Origin of the sequence: Vulgatibacter sp. (assembly GCF_041687135.1) — a bacterium.
GTDB lineage: Bacteria > Myxococcota > Myxococcia > Myxococcales > Vulgatibacteraceae > JAWLCN01.
The window spans coordinates 191,248-207,771 of the sequence record NZ_JAWLCN010000008.1 but is presented as its reverse complement, the minus strand read 5'-3'; the positions used below and the strand labels follow the sequence as shown (position 1 = coordinate 207,771).

Here is a 16,524-nt window from a genome sequence, read left to right as displayed (position 1 = left end):
GGGGCGGGGCCTTATATTCCGCGCCCCGCACCCTCGCAAGCTGCGGCTGTTCGACGCGTCCCCCTAGTGGTAAGCCCGGGGGACCTCGTTGTTGTTCCGGGCAGCCCGGTCTCCGAGGCGCGTGGCGAAGGATCGGGCGGCGCCGGTCCGGTGCCGCCAGCCCGGTTCCGGCCGCTGGCTCGTGGGGATCCCGGGGGCCCGCGGGAGCAGCCTGGCGACCCGCGCGCTCGCCGCCGCCACCAGCCCCGGGGTGAGGACTGCAGCGAGGCGCGCCACCTTCGCCGGCACGCCCACCGTGATCCAGCGGTCGCCCCTGGCGCTGGCATCGACCATCTTCCGGGCCGCCCGCTCCGCGTCGAGGGAGACGAGGGGAAGCGAGGCGCCCAGCGAGAACCACTGCATCTCCTCCTCCCGCCGGCCCTTGAAGAGCGCGTTGAGGAAGGAGCCGGTGCGCATCAGCCCCGGGACCACGGTGGTGACCCGGATCCCCTCCACCTCCACCTCGGCAGCGAGGCCGCTGGAGAAGCCCACCGCGGCGAATTTCGCCACCGAGTAGGGCAGGAGGTGGGGCACGGCGACGACGCCGCCGATCGAGGTGACGTCGAGGATCCTGCCGCTCCTGCGCTGGCGCATCGAGGGGAGCACCGCCCGGCTGCAATGGATCATCCCCCAGAGGTTGGCCTCGAGGGCGTCACGGAAATCCCGCTCGCTCATGGTCGAGAAGGGGCCGACCTGGATGATGCCGGCGTTGTTCACGAGCACGTCGACGCCGCCGAAGCGAAGGTTCGCCTGCTCCACCAGCGCCTCGACCTGATCGCGGTCGGTGACGTCGCAGCGCCTGGCGAGGACCTCGGCGCCGAAGGTCTCCTCGAGCTCGCGCCGCGCGGTCTCGAGCTCGTTCGCGTCCCGCGCGCAGATCACGAGGCGGGCGCCGCGCCTCGCGAACTCCCGGGCCAGCAGGAGCCCCAGCCCCCGCGAACCGCCCGTAATCAGCACCGTGCTGCCGTCGAATTCTCCGCCGCCACGGCGGCGGAGGAGAAGCCCCGCCCCCAGGGCCACGGGGGCCCACTTCAGCCAGGAAGTCCGTGCCATGGGAGGAAGATTCCGCATCGGCGGCAGCGCCCGCAGCCGCCGCCCGCCACGAGCCCCGTGCTACAAGGGCCTGGATGCTCGCCTTCCACCACCTCGCCGTCCAATGCCGCGATCTCGCAGCGGCGGAGCGCTTCTACGCCGGGATCCTCGGCCTGCCGGTGATCGCGCGCCACCGGGACGAGGCGGGAGCGGAGCGGGCGATCTGGGTCGGGGCGGGGGAGGGCTTCCTCGCTCTCGAACGATGCGGCGGCCCGGTGGAGGAGCGGCCGTTCCGCGACCAGGCGCCGGGGTTCTTCCTCTTCGCGCTGCGCATCGAGCGTTCGGAGCGGGCGGCCTGGGAGGAGCGGCTCGCTGCAGCAGGCCATCCGAAGGTGGCGGAGACCGCCTTCACCTTCTACGTGCGGGACCCCGAGGGGAACCGGATCGGCCTCTCGCATCACCCCGAGCGCTGAACGGAGAAGAGCCGGCGCCATCGAAGGCACCGGCCCTTTCGGTTCGGACATCCGGCAGCGTCAGCCGAAGATCCGCTTCGCTGCGTCGGTGGGGCTGCGGATCTCCTCGCGCCTCGCCTCGAGGAAGGCGTTCGCCGGCTCGTGGGCCGTCGCGGGAGCGGCCTGCACCACCGGCGCGGGCGCAGGCTGGGGCTCCACCTGCTCGCCGGGCTCGGGGCGCTTGCGAACGATCGGCGGCCGGGCCTCGACGTTGGCAGCGGCGGGCTCGCGGCGCACGGGCTCCTCGGGCTGCGCCGCCTTCTCGCGGCGGAGCTCCTGCTGGTAGTGCCGGGAGCAGAGGCCACGGGAACGGGCCGGATCGGCGCAGCCGCCGACGCGGCAGGGCCGGGCCTCGCCACGGGGCCTGCCCCCACGGCGCGCTGCGGCTCCGCCGGTCAGGCCGCTGGCCACGCCCTGTGCCGTACGGGCCGGGACGCGGTCGACCAGCTGCTCGATGTCGAGCGACTCGGAGAGCCCTTCCTGCAGGCCCTGGGTGATCCCCTCGGAGAGCGCGCGGCCGAGCGTCTCGCCGAACGCACGCAAAGCTGCATGGAGCGCCGCAGCGGTATGGTCGATGGACACGACAACCTCGCCAGAGAATGTTTTTGTGAACTCGGTACCGACGGGACCCGGCGTCGGCTGCGAAGGCAGCCCCGACGTCGAAAACCGCCTGAGAATGGGCCTCATCTTGTGAAGCAGGCCCCCGGTCGTCAAGGGAATCCGGCGGTGGAATCGTCGTCCCCCGGGCCCTTGTCGGCACAAACCCGCGACGGCCGCTCGCTTTTTCACGGATGAAATCCTGAATTGTTGATTGCGCCACGCCCCGCGCCGGGGACGTGCCTACGTTCATTCCAACGACCCGAAACCTCGGAGGGTGCGATGGCAGAGAAGCTCCAGGGCCCGGGCCCCGTGGGAGGCAGCATCGCGGGCACGGCGCGCAGCCCGCTCGGCACGGACATGGGGGCCGAGCGGCCCGACCTCGAGGGCGCCAGGGCCACGGCGGAGGACGTCGGCTCCCTACCGGTCCCGCGGTCGGTCCGCGAATCGAAGGGGGAGAAGCTCCCGCCGGAGACCGGCTCGCCCTACGACCTGGAGCGGGGTCTGCAGCCCGGCGCCAGGCGCCCGGTGAAGCTGGCGCAGCGCCAGCCTGCCAGGCACGACCACGATCTCGCCCTGCGGCGCGACGAGGAGGCGATGCTGCGCCGCTCGCTGCCACGGGCGGCGCGGACGCCGGAGGAGCTGGGGCGGGCGCTGGCCCGGGTCGGCTCCACCGGCGTCAAGGATCCGCAGCGGGGCCGCGAGGCGGGGCCGCCGCTTCCCGGCGAGGAGGGATACGCCGGCGAGAAATAGCCGCCGACTTTCCCACAGGCGGCAAACTCGACCGGCTCCCGCATCGGTCCGATGATCGTTCGTGTAGGCCGGCTGCCCACATGCCGGCGCGGAGGCGATCATGGCCAACCAGCGGAAGTCCCAGCGGGCCCCTTGCGATATCTATCTCAACAAGATCGTCGACGAGGCCCGGCACCTGGCCCGGGCCCGCGACATCTCGCCGGACGGCATCTGGATCTCGAAGGTCCTCGAGCCTGCGGCGGGGCAGCAGCAGGTCGGCCTCGAGTTCCAGCTCCCCGGGAGCTCCGAGGTGATCTGGGCTGCCGGCGAGGTCGTCCGCGACGAGACCCGCGAGGCGGCCACCGGCCCGGTGGAAGGAACGGCGGTCAAGTTCACCGCGATGGCCGACCGCTACCGCCGGATGATCGAGGTCTACGTCTCGCGGACCGCCGGCAATGCCTGAGGCTCGCCCGGGGCCGCCTCAAGCGCGGCCCGCGTGCCACACCCGCCGCGCCGGGACCTGCACGAAGCGGTCCAGCTCCGGCGACCACGCCGTGAGCCTGCCGCCGTAGACGCAGCCGGTGTCGAGCCCGATGGCCCGGATCCTTCCCGCCTCGCGGCGATCGACGAGGCCCTGCCGCGCGTCGTGGCCGAAGACAACGATCTCCTCTCCCTGCCACTGCTCCCACCACTTCCGGGCCTGCGGCGCACGCGGCGGGAACTCCCGCACCAGGGTGGCGAGCCGTTCGTCGGTGGCGGCCCTGCCGCCGGTGGGATGGAGGCCGGCGTGGACCACCACGTAGCCCGCGCCCTCCAGCCAGAGGGGCAGGGATCTGCAGAGCGCCACCGCCTCCTCGAGGGCGCCGGCCGCTGCAAGCTGCTCCAGACACGCGACGAGATAGTCCGGCCGCTTCGTCGGCGGCGGCGCGCCGCGGAGCTGGGCGCCGCCGTGCTCCCGGACGGCGACGTCGTGGTTGCCCAGCGCGGCCAGCGCGCCGGTCTCCTGTACGAGGCGGAGGACGCCGACGGGATCGGGGCCCTTGTCGAAGAGGTCGCCGCAGAGGAGGAGGCGGTCGTCCCGCGCGAATCCGATGGTGTCGAGCAGGTCGCGCAATTCCGCGGCGCAGCCGTGGATGTCGCCCGCGATCCAGGTGGTCATCGCGGGCGAAGCTAACACGTTGCGCGTCGTCTGCTAGGCTCCTCTCCCCTCTCGCCAGCGGTGCCAAGGTGAACCTGCCCAACGCGATCAGCCTCGTGCGCTTGCTCCTGGTGCCGGTCTTCGCGTGGCTGCACCTGCGGGGCGAGCCGCTTGCGGCGCTGGTGGTCTTCGTGGCTGCGGCGATCTCCGACGGGATCGACGGCTTCCTCGCCAGGGCGCTCGACCAGAGGACGGCCCTGGGGGCGATCCTCGATCCGATCGCCGACAAGCTCCTCGGCCTCACCGCCCTCGTGCTGCTCGTCTGGAGCGCGGTTCTGCCGGTCTGGTTCCTCGGGGTCTCGCTGCTGCGCGACGCCGTGGTCGCCGCCGTCGGCATAACCTCCAAGGCGAGCCATCGCAGCGTTCGTGCAGCGCCCACCCGGATCTCGAAATACGCCACCTTCCTCCTGATGGCGACGGTGACCCTGGCGCTCTTCTCCCGCTCGCCCGATTACGGCGCCGCTGTCGTGCCCTATCTCGCGGCGGTGGGGGCGGTGGCGGCAGAATGCCTGCTGGTGGCGACGGTACAATACGGCATGCTCTGGTGGTCGGTTCTGCGGGGCCGGAGGCTGGACACCCCTTGAGCGAGGACACGATGCAGCAGCGGCGGAAGGCGAAGCGGGGAAGGGCGCAGCAGCACGAGGCGGCGCCGGCGACCAACGAGGCCCGGGCGATCCCGGCGGCCGTCGCGCCGCTGCGCCTCTCGGCGAGGCTCCTCCCGCAGGAGGTCCGCGTCGATCTCGCCTGGGCAGCGGCGGTGCTCGGCCTCACCTGCCTCGCCTTCCTCCTCCTCCGCTTCGTGCCCGGCGTGGCGCTGCCGGTGCTGCTCTCGCTCGGTCTCGCCTGGGCCCTCGATCCGCTCGTCGACCTCTTCGAGGCCCGCGGCTGGTCCCGGACCCTCGCCATCGTCGCCCTCGGCGGCGTCCTCGGCGTGGCGATCGGCGCGGCGCTGGCCTTCCTCGTTCCCGCGCTGATCGATCAGGCCACCAGGCTGCCCGGCTATCTCCAGGCCCTCGCCGGTCGGGCGCTGCCGCTGGCAGAGGAGCTCCTCGGCGAGCCGCTTCCAGCCGATTGGCACCAGCTGGCCACCGAATTCTCCGGGCGGGCCTCCGCGGTGGCGGCGAAGATCGGCCCCGCTGCGGGACGCCTGCTCCTCCAGGCTGCCGGCGGCACCGCCACCGCCGTCTCCCAGATCCTCGGCCTCGCGCTGGTGCCGCTCTTCCTCTTCTACTTTCTGCGGGACTTCGACGAGATGAAGGGCAGGGCCACCGCGCTCCTGCCGCCCAGGCACCGCGCGCAGATCGTCGGCCGCTTCCGCGAGATCGACGAGGTCCTCGCCGCGTTCGTCCGGGGACAGGCCACGGTCGCGGCGATCCTCGGGGCGATCTACGCAGCGGGGCTCACCCTCGCCGGCGTGAAGCTCGGCCTCGTCATCGGCCTCGTCGCCGGCATCGCCTCGTTGGTCCCCTTCGCCGGCGTGGCGATCGGCGCCGTCCTCGCAGCGGTGGCGGTCCTCGTCGACTGGCACGAGGGCTCGCTCTGGGTGGCAGCAGGTGCCGCCGCGACCTTCGCGGTGGGGCAGGCGCTGGAAGGCAGCGTAATCACCCCGCGGGTGGTGGGCGAGAAGGTGGGCCTGCCGGCGGTGGTGGTGATGCTCGCGGTCCTCGCTTTCGGCGAGCTCCTCGGCTTCGCCGGGCTGCTGCTCGCGGTGCCGCTCGCGGCGCTCCTCAAGGTCGTCTTGCGCGTGCTCGTGGCGCGGTATCGGGCGAGCGATTGGTACGTCGCGGCGGCGCCCGTGCCCGGGGAAGAAAAAGCAGCGGCCGGTGATTTTTCCCCTTGATCCCAGACGGGGGTTTCCGTAGAAACCTCCTCGCGTTGCAGGCCCGTAGCTCAGTTGGTAGAGCACCACCTTGACACGGTGGGGGTCACTGGTTCGAGTCCAGCCGGGCCTACCAAATCGAAGAAAAACACGCGGGGTCATCGTTCGTTACGGTGACCCCGCGTGGTGTTTTCGGGCTCTGCATCCAGCGGGCCCGTTTGCCGGGCCGGTCAGCCGCCCGCGGAGGTCGCCATGGACGGAATGGTTCAGGTCACGTTGCCCGATGGATCGGTCAAGACGGTGACCGCCGGCACCACCGTGGCCGACTTCGTCCGCGAGCAGATCGGCCCGGGCCTCGCCAAGGCCGCCCTCGCAGCGAAGCTCGACGGCGCCGAGGTCGACCTCTCCCGCCCGATCCGGAGCGACGCGAAGCTCGAGGTGATCACCGCGAAGACCGACGCGGGACTCGACGTGATCCGGCACTCGTCCGCCCACATCGTGGCGTCGGCGGTGCAGCGGGTCTATCCCGAGGCGCAGGTCACCATCGGCCCGGTGATCGAGGACGGCTTCTACTACGACTTCTACTTCCCCCGCGGCTTCACCCCCGACGACCTCCAGAAGTTCGAGGAGGAGATCGCGAAGATCGTGGCGGAGGATTCCCTCTTCGAGCGCGTCGACGTCCCCATCGACGAGGCGATCGCGCTCTTCGAGAAGATGGGCGAGCAGTTCAAGGTGGAGATCATCCGGGACCTCGCCGCGAAGGGCGAGACCACGGTCGGCCTCTACAAGCACGCAGGCTGGGTCGATCTCTGCCGCGGCCCGCACCTGCCCACGACCGGGAAGGCCCCGGCGATCAAGCTCCTCAGCGTGGCGGGCGCCTACTGGCGCGGCGACTCGAGCAAGCCGCAGCTGCAGCGCATCTACGGCACCTCGTGGCGGAACAAGAAGGAGCTCGACGAGTACCTGCACCGCCTCGAGGAGGCGAAGAAGCGCGACCACCGCAAGCTGGGCCGCGAACTCGACCTCTTCCTCTTCCACCCCTTCGCACCGGGCGCCGCCTTCTGGACGGACAAGGGCACCACGCTCTACCACCTGCTCGGCAACGCGATGCGCACGCTCACGAGGCGGCACGGCTACCAGGAGATCAAGACGCCCCTGATGTTCAACAAGGGCCTCTGGGAGATCTCCGGCCACTGGGGCAAGTACAAGGAGAACATGTTCCTGGTCCTCGACAACGAGACCGGCGAGCACGATTTCTCCATGAAGCCGATGAACTGCCCGTCGCACCACCTCTACTACGCGACGAAGAAGCACTCGTACCGCGAGCTGCCCCTTCGCTTCCACACGCAGGACGTGCTCCACCGCAACGAGGCCTCCGGCGCCCTCGGTGGCCTGACCCGCGTGCGCCAGTTCGCGCAGGACGACGCGCACATCTACCTCGCCGAGAGCCAGATCGCCGCCGAGGTGAAGGATCTGGCCGCGATGATCGGCAAGGTCTACGAGGCGTTCGGCCTGCAGTTCGTGGCCAAATTCGCCACGCGCCCGGAGCAGCGCCTCGGCGACGACGCGATGTGGGATCGGGCGGAAGCCTCGCTCAAGGCGGCCCTCGAGGCCACGGGCCTGCCCTACGAGGACAAGCCCGGCGACGGCGCCTTCTACGGCCCGAAGATCGACTTCGACGTCTCCGACTCGATCGGCCGCCGCTGGCAGCTGGGCACCATCCAGCTCGACTACGCAGCGCCCGAGCGCTTCGACCTCACCTACGTGGGCGAGGACAACGCCGAGCACCGGCCGGTGATCATCCACCGGGCGATCTTCGGCTCCTTCGAGCGCTTCGTCGCCATCCTGATCGAGCACTTCGCCGGCGCCTTTCCCACCTGGCTCGCGCCGGTGCAGGGCCGGATCATCACCGTCAGCGATCGGCAGCTCGACTGGGCGAAGGCCGCACACGAGCGCATGCTCGCTGCGGGCCTGCGGGTGGAGCTCGATCAGCGCAACGAGAAGCTCGGCGCCAAGATCCGCGACGCCCAGCTCGAGAAGATCCCCTACACCTTCGTGATCGGTGATCAGGAGGTGGAGAAGAAGGGGGTCTCTCCGCGGCGCTATGGCGGCGAGGACCTCAAGTTCATGGATCTCCAGGCGGCGATCGACCGCCTGGTCGAGGAGGGGAAGGTTCCCTTCCTCAACTAAGCAGGGGCGGGAAAGCCGGTCCCGGTTGACAGACCGGCTTCCTTGAATATCCTGCGCGCTTCTTTGATTTCCCTGCGGGGGTGTCGCACCCCCGCAACCTCAGGAGGTATCTCCCATTCGGGACGCACGTACGAATCGGCGCATTCGCGCCCGTGAAGTTCGCTTGATCGGCTCGGACGGCTCGCAGCTCGGGGTCGTGGCCCTCGAGGCGGCGCTCGCCAGAGCTGGTGAAGAAGGGCTCGATCTGGTCGAGATCTCGCCGATGGCCCGCCCGCCGGTCTGCAAGATCATGGACTACGGCAAGTTCAAGTACGAGACCAAGAAGAAGGCCGGCGAGGCCAAGAAGAAGCAGGTCGTCGTACAGCTGAAGGAGGTCAAACTCCGGCCGAAGACCGACGAGCACGACTACGACTTCAAGGTGAAGAACGTACGGCGCTTCCTCGAAGAGGGGAACAAGGCTCGCGTGACCATCATGTTCCGCGGCCGTGAGATCACCCACAAGGAGATCGGCCAGAAGATCCTCCAGGAAGTCGCCAACGACGTGAAGGAGGTCGGGATCATCGAGCAGGCGCCGCGCCAGGAAGGCCGGCAGATGTTCATGATCCTCGCGCCGAATCCGAAGTACCTCGCGCAGCTCCGTGAGAAGGCCCGGCAGGCGGACGTTGCCGAGAAGAAGGACAAGGGCGGCCAGAAGGCGCCCGAGGAGCGCGCGCCCGCAGCCGCTCCCGCGGAGGCCGAAGAGGCTCCCGCGCCCAAGGCGTAAAGCCAGTCAGAGGAAGACATGCCGAAGCTGAAGACGAACAGCGGCGCCAAGAAGCGGTTCCGCGTCAACTCGAAGGGCACCGTGAAGTACCGCCAGGCGAACGCCCGGCACAACTTCACCAACAAGTCGCCCACGCAGAAGCGCCAGAACCGCGGCACCTCGACCCTCGTGTCGCAGGACGCGAAGAAGGTCATCAAGGAGCTCTTCCCCTACGGCTCGAACATCTGAGCTGGCGGGTGGGGTAAACAAGCGGACCTGCTCTGGTGAGCGGGTTCCCCGTGCCGGAGGCCTGCGGGCCACGCCGTCGCGGCTCGGTGCCGGTTGGCACCAGGAGTGAGTCATGCGAGTCAAAAGAGGCTTCAAGGCGCGTCGTCGCCGCAATCGGGTTCTCAAGCTTGCGAAGGGCTTCCGCGGTCGGCGGAAGAATACCTACAAGCGCGCGAACGAGTCGGTCGAGCGCGCACTCGACTACGCGACCCGGGATCGCCGGCAGAAGAAGCGGGACTTCCGCCGCCTCTGGATCGTCCGTATCAACGCGGCTGCTCGGCAGAACGGCCTGAGCTACTCGCGCCTGATCGCCGGCCTGGCGAAGGCGGGCAGCGGCCTCGACCGCAAGGTCCTCGCCGACATCGCGCTCTTCGACCCCAAGGGTTTTGCCGCCGTCGTCGCGGCTGCCCGGGCGTAATCGAGCGCATCCTTCTTTCATGAAGGGACTCGAAGGCGGCTTCCGGGAGACCGGGGGCCGCCTTTCGTCTTTCGGGCCTGAAGGTTGCGGTTCAAACGGGCCCTGCGTCGTGCAGGGCCGTGCAGCTTTCCGCTGGCGTCCGCCCAAGCGGAAGCGGTAGTGCAGGGCACCATGGAACTTACGAGCGAACAGCTCTCCGAGATCGCTGCGGCGCGCGACGCCGCCCTCGCCGCCATCGAGCGGGCCGAGGACGAGAAGGCGCTGGAAGCGGCGCGGGTCGAGTACCTGGGCAAGAGCGGCAGCGTTTCCGCGCTGCGCAAGAGCATCGGCAAGCTCCCGCCGCAGCTGAAGAAGCCCTTCGGCGAGGCCGTGAACGACGCGGTCGCTGCGGTGGAGGGCGCCCTCACCGCACGCAAGGACGCCCTCGGCAGGGCGAAGCTCGAGGCGGAGCTCGCGGGCCCGCGCATCGACGTGACCCTCCCCGGGCGCGCGGTGCGGCGCGGCAGGCGCCACCCGCTCTCGCAGACCCTCGAGGACATGATCGCGGTCTTCACGCGGATGGGCTTCTCGGTGGCGAGCGGTCCCGAGGTCGAGCTCGACTACTACAACTTCGAGGCGCTCAACTTCCCGAAGGACCACCCTGCGCGCGACATGCAGGACACCTTCTTCGTGGACGACTCGGTGCTGCCGCCGGGGACGGTGCCGCCTGGCGAGGTGCTGCTGCGCACCCATACCTCGCCGGTGCAGGTCCGGACCATGCTCGGCAAGCAGCCGCCGGTGCGGGTGATCGCCCCGGGGCGCGTCTACCGCTGCGACAGCGACCAGACCCACTCGCCGATGTTCCACCAGATCGAGTGCCTCTACGTCGATCGCGGCGTCACCTTCGCGGAGCTCAAGGGGACCCTCGACGCCTTCGTGAAGGGCTTCTTCGGCGGCGACATGAAGACGCGCTTCCGGCCGAGCTACTTCCCCTTCACCGAGCCTTCCGCCGAGGTGGACATCTCCTGCGTGATCTGCGGCGGCACCGGCCGCGCGCCTGCGCAGCGGGCGGAGCGGATGAAGCTCGCGGTCCCGGCGCCGGATCCGCTGCGGCCCACCGAATCGATCGGCGTGCCGCCTGCTGGCGAGGCCGCGGGCAAGGGCGCCGAGGGCCAGATGTGCCGGGTCTGCAAGGGCACCGGCTGGCTCGAGGTGCTCGGCGCCGGCATGGTCCATCCCAACGTCTTCGAGAGCGCCGGTTACGATCCCGACGAATTCAGCGGCTTCGCCTTCGGCCTCGGTGTCGAGCGGATCGCGATGCTGCGCTACGGCATCGACGATTTGCGCCTGCTCTTCGAGAACGACGCCCGTTTCCTCGCCCAGTTCTGATCCGAAAGCCCACGCTGCGCCTTCGAGCGGCGCGCGGAGCGAACATGCAGATTTCCTACAAATGGCTGTCCGATCTCGTGGAGCAGATGCCGCCGGTGGACCGGCTGGCGGAGCTCCTCACCCACGCAGGCCTCGAGGTCGAGGCGATCGAGCGCCGTGGCGAGGGCCTCGGCCACGTCGTGGTCGGGCAGGTGGTCTCCAAGGAGCCGGTGGAAGGCTCCGACAAGCTCAACCTCTGCAAGGTGGACGCGGGGCAGGGCGAGCTCCTCTCCATCGTCTGCGGCGCGGCCAACTACGGTGTCGGCGCCAAGGTGCCCACCGCGCTCCTCGGCGCGGAGCTTCCCAACGGGATGCGGATCGAGCGGCGCAAGCTCCGCGGGGTCGAGTCCGCCGGCATGCTCTGCTCCGCGAAGGAGCTGGGCGTCTCCGAGGAGAGCGCCGGTCTCCTGCTCCTCGAGGAGAACGCGCCGGTGGGGCAGGCGATCACCGAGCACCTCGGCCTCGACGACGTCGTGCTCACCCTGAACGCCACGCCCAACCGCCCCGACTGGCTCTCGCACCTGGGCGTCGCCAGGGAGCTGGTGGCCCTCACCGGCACGAAGCTGCGGATGCCCGCTGCGGCGCCGCAGGAGAGCGGAACCCCCGCCAGCGATCTCGTTGCGGTGGAGATCCGCGATCCCGCCCGCTGCGGCCGATACGCCGCCCGCGTGGTGGAGGGCGTGCGCTTCGGCGCCTCGCCGCAGTGGATGCAGCAGCGGCTCACCGCGTGCGGCGTGCGCGCCCTCGGCAACGTGATCGACGTCACCAACTACGTGCTCCTCGAGACGGGCCATCCCCTCCATGCCTTCGACCTCGACAAGGTCCGCGGCGGGAGGATCGTGGTTCGCACCGCCGAGGCCGGCGAGAAGCTGGTCACCCTCGACGAGAAGGAGCGCACGCTCGTCCCCGAGGATCTGGTCATCGCCGACGGCGAGCGGGCCCTGGTCCTCGCCGGCGTGATGGGCGGCGCCGACGCCGAAGTGGGCGAGGGCACCACGCGGGTGCTGATCGAGAGCGCGTGGTTCCAGCCCACGGGCGTGCGCCGCTCCTCCAAGCGGCACGGCCTCCACACCGAGTCCTCGCATCGCTTCGAGCGCGGGGCCGACATCGAGGCGGTCCGCTTCGCCATCGATCGGGCGGCGGCGTTGATCCAGCAGCTCGCCGGCGGCGAGGTGCGGCCCGGCGTCGTCGACGAGTTCCCGGGCAGTCGGGAGCCGGCGCAGGTGGCGCTGCGGTGGAAGCGGGTGGGCGAGCTCCTCGGCGTCGAGGTTCCCGCGGAGGAATCGCGCCGGATCCTCCTCGACCTCGGCTTCGGGCTGGTCGCCGAGGACGGGCAGGGCGCGCGCTTCGCCGTCCCGACCTTCCGCACCGACGTGGGCCGCGAGGCCGATCTGATCGAGGAGGTCGCCCGGATCCGCGGCTACGCCACGGTACCGACGGCGCTGCCCTCCGCCGCGGCGGAGGCAGCGCAGCCGACGAAGGCGCAGCGGGTCCAGGCAGCGCTACGGGAGATCTTCGCGGGGGCCGGCCTCGACGAGGTGCTCAACTACGCCTTCGTCGATCCGAAGGACCTCGCGGCGCTGGTGCCCGGGGGCAAGGCGCCTGCCGCGCTGCCGCTGCGCAACCCGCTCACCGAGACCCAGAGCGTGATGCGGACCGGACTCGTCGCCGGGCTGCTGCGCAACGCCGCCTTCAACCGGAACCGGCAGGTGGAGGATCTGCGCCTCTACGAGATCGGGCCCGCCTTCCTTCCCGAGGGCACCCGCGACGCGCCGGTTCGGGAGCCGGTGCGCGTGGCGGGCCTCCTCGCCGGGAACCGCCGCCCCGCCAATTGGGCGGAAGGCGCGCAGCCCGTCGATTTCTTCGATGCCAAGGGGATCCTCGAGACGATGCTCGCCTCGCTGGGCGTCGTCGGCGTGCGCTGGGAGGCTGGCGACGCGACGTGGCTCCACCCGCGCTCGGCCTGCGTGGTGATGGCGGGCGAGCGGGCGGTGGGGCAGCTCGGCGAGCTCCACCCGGTGGTGGCCGAGTCCTTCGATCTGCCCCGCGGCGTCTTCGTCTTCGAGCTCGAATTCGACGCGCTGGTCGAGGCGGCCCACCTGCTGCCCCGGTTCACCGGCGTGCCCCGCTTCCCGGCGGTGCTCCGGGACCTGGCAGTCGTGGTGCCGGTGGAGGTCTCCGCGGCGCGGATCGAGGCGGTGCTCCGCGGCCCCGCAGGCGAGGGGCTGGTCGAGGGCGTGGAGCTCTTCGACGTCTACCAGGGGCCGCAGCTCGGCGAAGGCCGCAAGAACCTCGCCTTCGCCATCCGCTACCGGGCGCCGGAGCGCACCCTCACCGACGAGGAGATCACCCGGGTTCACGGGGCGCTGGTGCAGGCCCTGGCCCGCGAGGTCGGCGCCGAGCTCCGAGGCTGATACGTGCCGACGGCGGGCGGGCGGCTTAGCTTGCCCGCCATGGCGCAGACGGATCCGGCGATCGGGGCGGAGGCGAGGCCCCACTGGCGGCACGGCTTCACCCTCGCGGTAGCGCTGCTCGCGGTGCTCCTCGCCTGGGTGCCGGGGCTCGGCCTGCTCCTCTCCCTCGCCGCGCTGGGGATGGGGATCTGGGGGTTGCGCCACCACGCGCGGCCGCGCTCCTCGTCGTGGGCGGTGGCCTTTGCGGTGGTGGGGATCCTCCTCGGCGGGACCTTCACCGGGCTCTACGTCTTCCTCGCCCCGGCGCGAGAGACTCCCGAGGAGCGGGAGACCTGGGAGGCCTTCGACCGGCTCTTCTCCGAGCCGGAAGGGAGCCCGGTGGCGCCGGGCGGCGCAGGCGGGCAGCCGGGCCCCTGAACGCCGTGCAGGGGCCTCGCAGAAGGGTTTCGGCGAGGGCCGCGCGGCGCGTAAACGGGCGCTGCTGCTGGAGAAAGCCGTCACCCACGCTTGACAGCCAGCCGCCAGGTAAGCCACGCTCGCAGCCCTCACACGACGGCATCGCTGTTTATTCCGGCATGCTCCGGAGGGTTGCTCGCAGCCATGACCAAGGCGGACATCATCGAGGGCGTCTACGAGAAGGTCGGCTTCTCCAAGAAGGAGTCGGCGGAGATCGTGGAGCTCGTCTTCGACACAGTCAAAGAGACGCTGGAGCGGGGCGAGAAGATCAAGGTCTCGGGCTTCGGCAACTTCATCGTCCGCGAGAAGAACTCGCGGGTCGGGCGCAATCCCCAGACCGGCGAGGAGATCGAGATCTCCGCGCGGCGGGTGCTCACCTTCCGGCCGTCGCAGGTCCTCAAGAACGCCCTCAACGGCACGATCGGCGAGTCCGAGGACGGCGCCGAGGTCGAGCGGGCGCAGTAGGCGCGCGCAAGCGGAACGACGGGATCGGAGGCTGGCTTTCGGGCCGGCCTTTGCCGTTCCTGGCGGCTGCAGCGCTCGGGCAAAAACCGCGCGCCACGTCGTTGTTTCCTTGACGCGGGGAGGGCCTCTCGCCTACAACCGCCGCCGTTCGAACCCCAGTGCAGTAGATGGCGGGGCGTAGCGCAGCCTGGTAGCGCACTTGCTTGGGGTGCAAGTGGTCGCTGGTTCAAATCCAGTCGCCCCGACCAACGAAGGGCCCGGAGCTTTCGAGCTTCGGGCCCTTCGACTTTCCGGGGGCCGGATCGCTCCGCCAGCGCGGCCCCGGGGCTGGCGCGAGGTAGAGGTTGAGCCTCGTGGCGCCCTCGCGGGAAGCGCCGAGGCCAACGAAGGCCGGCTCGACGCCGGGCCGGGCCAGCCGCTCGGCGAGCGGCAGCAGATCGAAGCCCACCGCCTCCTCCAGGGCCGCCAGTCGATCCTTCCCGTCCCCCGGCCTGCACGCCGGGCAGCAGCAGACGTCGATCTTCCGATCCGCCAGCGCGCCTGTCGCCACCGAGAAGCCCAGGCCGAGCACCAGCCCCTGCAGCCGCACGGCGCGGCCGCCGAGGAGCACGCGGAGGAAGGGGGCGAAGATCGCGTCCTCGTACCACCCGCCCCCGAGACGACCCAGCAGCGCCGGTGCCCCGAGCCGCCAGTAGATCTTCGCCCGTAGATCGTCCGGCGTGCTGCCCTCGAGGGCCACGCTGGCAGGGACGCCGACCGGCCGCAGGGCGGCGATCGCCTCCTGCGCGGGAGCGGGATCGGGCAGGGCCTCCTCGAGCCAGCGCGCGGCGATCGACCAGGGATCCTGCGCCCGGCCGAGATCGAGATAGGCGGCGATGCCCGCCTGCCCGGGCAGGCCGGCGAGCCAGAGCGTCCCCCCCGGCGAGCGGCGCAGCTCAGCCGGCGCCGCGGGGCCTGCCCGCTCGAGCAGCTGCGTGAGCGCATCCCGGAGCGACGGGGGCGCGAGGCGGAGCAGGGTGGCGGCGCCGAAGTGGTAGCGGGACCAGCGATCCGCGCAAGCGTAGCCCGGATCGACGACGAGGCGGCGCCGCTCGCCGCCGGCGCCGACGCTGCAGCAGACCTGCACCGGCGCGCCATCGTGGTTCAGGGTGGAGCAGCCCGGCGACGGCTCCTCCGTGCCGAGCGTCTCGCGAAGCCAGTCCTCCGCCGGCGCCTCCACGCCGCAAGCGGCGAGCAGGCGGCGCAGGGCGCCCGCCCTCACGGCCCGGTAGCCCTGCGGTAGAGGTGCCCGTTCACGATCAGGGTGCCATCGGCCCCGGCGCTGACCCGCCAGTCGAGGGTCGGCTGCGCCTCGAAGGTCGCGAGCCAGGCGTTGCAGGCCTCGCCGTTGCGCGGATCCTCCACGAGATCCATGCGGATCACTTCGCCCTGCAGCCGCGTGCCGGCGTTGTGGTCCCCGGTGTCGAGCCAGAGCAACCGCGCCTCGGGAACCGTCCAGCTCGTGCGGCAGACGGTCGGGTAGGGAATGGCCTCGTCTCCCGTGGTGGCGACCTGCCGGATGGTGTCGAAGAGCAGCCGCTTGCTCAGCGGGTGGATGCTGAAGCTCTCTTCCGGATTGCGGTCGGCGATCCAGCGGACGAACATCCAGTCGAAATCGCTGGAGCTCTCGAAGAGATTCTCCGGCTCCGGCAGGGGTCCCGTGTCCCCGTCCGCCAGGTAGGTGAGCCGGAAGGACTCGGCGGCGGAGCTCTCGAAGAGCAGCGTCTCGCCGCTGTCGAGGGTGAAGACCTTCCCTTCGAGCAGGTAGCGGCGGCTCTTCTCGACCACGCACTCGAAGGGGACGGGCGTGAAGTCGTAGAGGGTGGTGATGAGCACCTGCCGCTCATCGAACGCGAGGTAGCTCGTCACCGCCGCCGCCTCCAGGGCCTCGGACGTCCCGGCGAAGGAGGCGAGCACCTCCTCGGGCAGCTGGCCAGTGGTGTCGAGGTCGCAGGGAGCCACGCCGCGCAGGTCCTCCATCATCTCGAGGCGGAAGAGCTCCGCCGTGATCCGATCGGCGCCGTCACGGATCTCGCGGATCTCGTGCTCGTCGTGCCAGGTGACCCAGGCGCCCTCGAGGACGAAGGGCTCCTCCTCCTGCACCTTCTCCTCCGAACAGCCCGCGACGCCAGCGACCACCACCAGTCCCGACCACAGGGCACGCCACCACATCACC

At 70.7% G+C, this 16,524-nt stretch carries 18 protein-coding genes and 2 tRNA genes; 15 read left to right on the top strand and 5 right to left on the bottom strand.

Annotation, left to right across the window (positions count from 1 at the left end):
* Positions 1-63: 63 nt before the first annotated feature.
* The gene (locus ACESMR_RS18040) at positions 64-1,092 is read right to left on the bottom strand and encodes an SDR family NAD(P)-dependent oxidoreductase (protein WP_373048502.1); all 1,029 of its coding nucleotides are present in this window, start codon (positions 1,090-1,092) and stop codon (positions 64-66) included.
* Between the two features lie 74 nt (positions 1,093-1,166).
* On the opposite strand from ACESMR_RS18040, the gene ACESMR_RS18035 reads away from it, so the two are divergent.
* On the top strand, positions 1,167-1,544 hold the full coding sequence (locus tag ACESMR_RS18035; protein ID WP_373048501.1) for a VOC family protein: 378 nt from the start codon (positions 1,167-1,169) through the stop codon (positions 1,542-1,544).
* Positions 1,545-1,604: 60 nt separating this feature from the next.
* On the opposite strand, the gene ACESMR_RS18030 is transcribed toward ACESMR_RS18035, so the two are convergent.
* Entirely contained in the window at positions 1,605-2,165 is a 561-nt protein-coding gene (locus ACESMR_RS18030; protein ID WP_373048500.1) for a hypothetical protein, read from the bottom strand.
* 297 nt (positions 2,166-2,462) lie between these two features.
* Here ACESMR_RS18030 and ACESMR_RS18025 point away from each other — a divergent pair, with 297 nt between their 5' ends.
* Positions 2,463-2,933, top strand: a complete 471-nt coding sequence (locus ACESMR_RS18025; protein WP_373048499.1) for a hypothetical protein — start codon at positions 2,463-2,465, stop codon at positions 2,931-2,933.
* A 100-nt stretch (positions 2,934-3,033) separates the two neighbouring features.
* Positions 3,034-3,375, top strand: coding sequence for a PilZ domain-containing protein (locus ACESMR_RS18020; RefSeq protein ID WP_373048498.1), 342 nt, complete (start codon positions 3,034-3,036; stop codon positions 3,373-3,375).
* An 18-nt stretch (positions 3,376-3,393) separates the two neighbouring features.
* Here ACESMR_RS18020 and ACESMR_RS18015 read toward each other — a convergent pair whose 3' ends face one another.
* A complete protein-coding gene (locus tag ACESMR_RS18015; protein ID WP_373048497.1) occupies positions 3,394-4,071 on the bottom strand; it encodes a metallophosphoesterase in 678 nt (225 codons plus the stop codon).
* Positions 4,072-4,139: 68 nt separating this feature from the next.
* On the opposite strand from ACESMR_RS18015, the gene ACESMR_RS18010 reads away from it, so the two are divergent.
* The 12 genes from ACESMR_RS18010 to ACESMR_RS17955 all read left to right on the top strand — a co-directional run bounded on the left by ACESMR_RS18010 (position 4,140) and on the right by ACESMR_RS17955 (position 14,557).
* Entirely contained in the window at positions 4,140-4,694 is a 555-nt protein-coding gene (locus ACESMR_RS18010) for a CDP-alcohol phosphatidyltransferase family protein (protein WP_373048496.1), read from the top strand.
* Positions 4,691-5,950 carry an AI-2E family transporter gene (locus ACESMR_RS18005; protein WP_373048495.1) on the top strand — a complete coding sequence of 420 codons (1,260 nt, stop codon included), beginning with the start codon at positions 4,691-4,693 and terminating at the stop codon, positions 5,948-5,950. The genes ACESMR_RS18010 and ACESMR_RS18005 overlap by 4 nt, the downstream gene beginning before the upstream one ends.
* A gap of 39 nt (positions 5,951-5,989) precedes the next feature.
* Positions 5,990-6,065: transfer RNA gene (locus ACESMR_RS18000), tRNA-Val, on the top strand.
* 116 nt (positions 6,066-6,181) lie between these two features.
* The gene (gene thrS / locus ACESMR_RS17995) at positions 6,182-8,119 is read left to right on the top strand and encodes a threonine--tRNA ligase (protein WP_373048494.1); all 1,938 of its coding nucleotides are present in this window, start codon (positions 6,182-6,184) and stop codon (positions 8,117-8,119) included.
* A gap of 115 nt (positions 8,120-8,234) precedes the next feature.
* Positions 8,235-8,882, top strand: a complete 648-nt coding sequence (gene infC, locus ACESMR_RS17990) for a translation initiation factor IF-3 (protein WP_373048524.1) — start codon at positions 8,235-8,237, stop codon at positions 8,880-8,882.
* Between the two features lie 18 nt (positions 8,883-8,900).
* Positions 8,901-9,110 carry a 50S ribosomal protein L35 gene (rpmI, locus tag ACESMR_RS17985; RefSeq protein WP_373048493.1) on the top strand — a complete coding sequence of 70 codons (210 nt, stop codon included), beginning with the start codon at positions 8,901-8,903 and terminating at the stop codon, positions 9,108-9,110.
* Between the two features lie 112 nt (positions 9,111-9,222).
* Positions 9,223-9,567, top strand: coding sequence for a 50S ribosomal protein L20 (gene rplT, locus ACESMR_RS17980; RefSeq protein ID WP_373048492.1), 345 nt, complete (start codon positions 9,223-9,225; stop codon positions 9,565-9,567).
* Positions 9,568-9,738: 171 nt separating this feature from the next.
* Positions 9,739-10,935 carry a phenylalanine--tRNA ligase subunit alpha gene (locus ACESMR_RS17975; protein WP_373048491.1) on the top strand — a complete coding sequence of 399 codons (1,197 nt, stop codon included), beginning with the start codon at positions 9,739-9,741 and terminating at the stop codon, positions 10,933-10,935.
* 44 nt (positions 10,936-10,979) lie between these two features.
* Positions 10,980-13,388 (top strand): phenylalanine--tRNA ligase subunit beta, encoded by a 2,409-nt coding sequence (pheT, locus tag ACESMR_RS17970; RefSeq protein WP_373048490.1) that lies wholly within the window; start codon positions 10,980-10,982, stop codon positions 13,386-13,388.
* Positions 13,389-13,427: 39 nt separating this feature from the next.
* A complete protein-coding gene (locus ACESMR_RS17965) occupies positions 13,428-13,805 on the top strand; it encodes a hypothetical protein (RefSeq protein WP_373048489.1) in 378 nt (125 codons plus the stop codon).
* A 183-nt stretch (positions 13,806-13,988) separates the two neighbouring features.
* Positions 13,989-14,309 (top strand): integration host factor subunit alpha, encoded by a 321-nt coding sequence (locus ACESMR_RS17960; protein ID WP_373048488.1) that lies wholly within the window; start codon positions 13,989-13,991, stop codon positions 14,307-14,309.
* Positions 14,310-14,480: 171 nt separating this feature from the next.
* Positions 14,481-14,557: transfer RNA gene (locus ACESMR_RS17955), tRNA-Pro, on the top strand.
* Here the strand turns inward: ACESMR_RS17955 and ACESMR_RS17950 are convergent.
* Positions 14,536-15,570: a hypothetical protein gene (locus tag ACESMR_RS17950; RefSeq protein ID WP_373048487.1), complete on the bottom strand. Its 1,035-nt coding sequence runs from the start codon at positions 15,568-15,570 to the stop codon at positions 14,536-14,538. The genes ACESMR_RS17955 and ACESMR_RS17950 overlap by 22 nt on opposite strands.
* Positions 15,567-16,520, bottom strand: a complete 954-nt coding sequence (locus ACESMR_RS17945) for a hypothetical protein (protein WP_373048486.1) — start codon at positions 16,518-16,520, stop codon at positions 15,567-15,569. Before ACESMR_RS17945 ends, ACESMR_RS17950 begins: the two co-directional genes overlap by 4 nt.
* Positions 16,521-16,524: the final 4 nt, after the last annotated feature.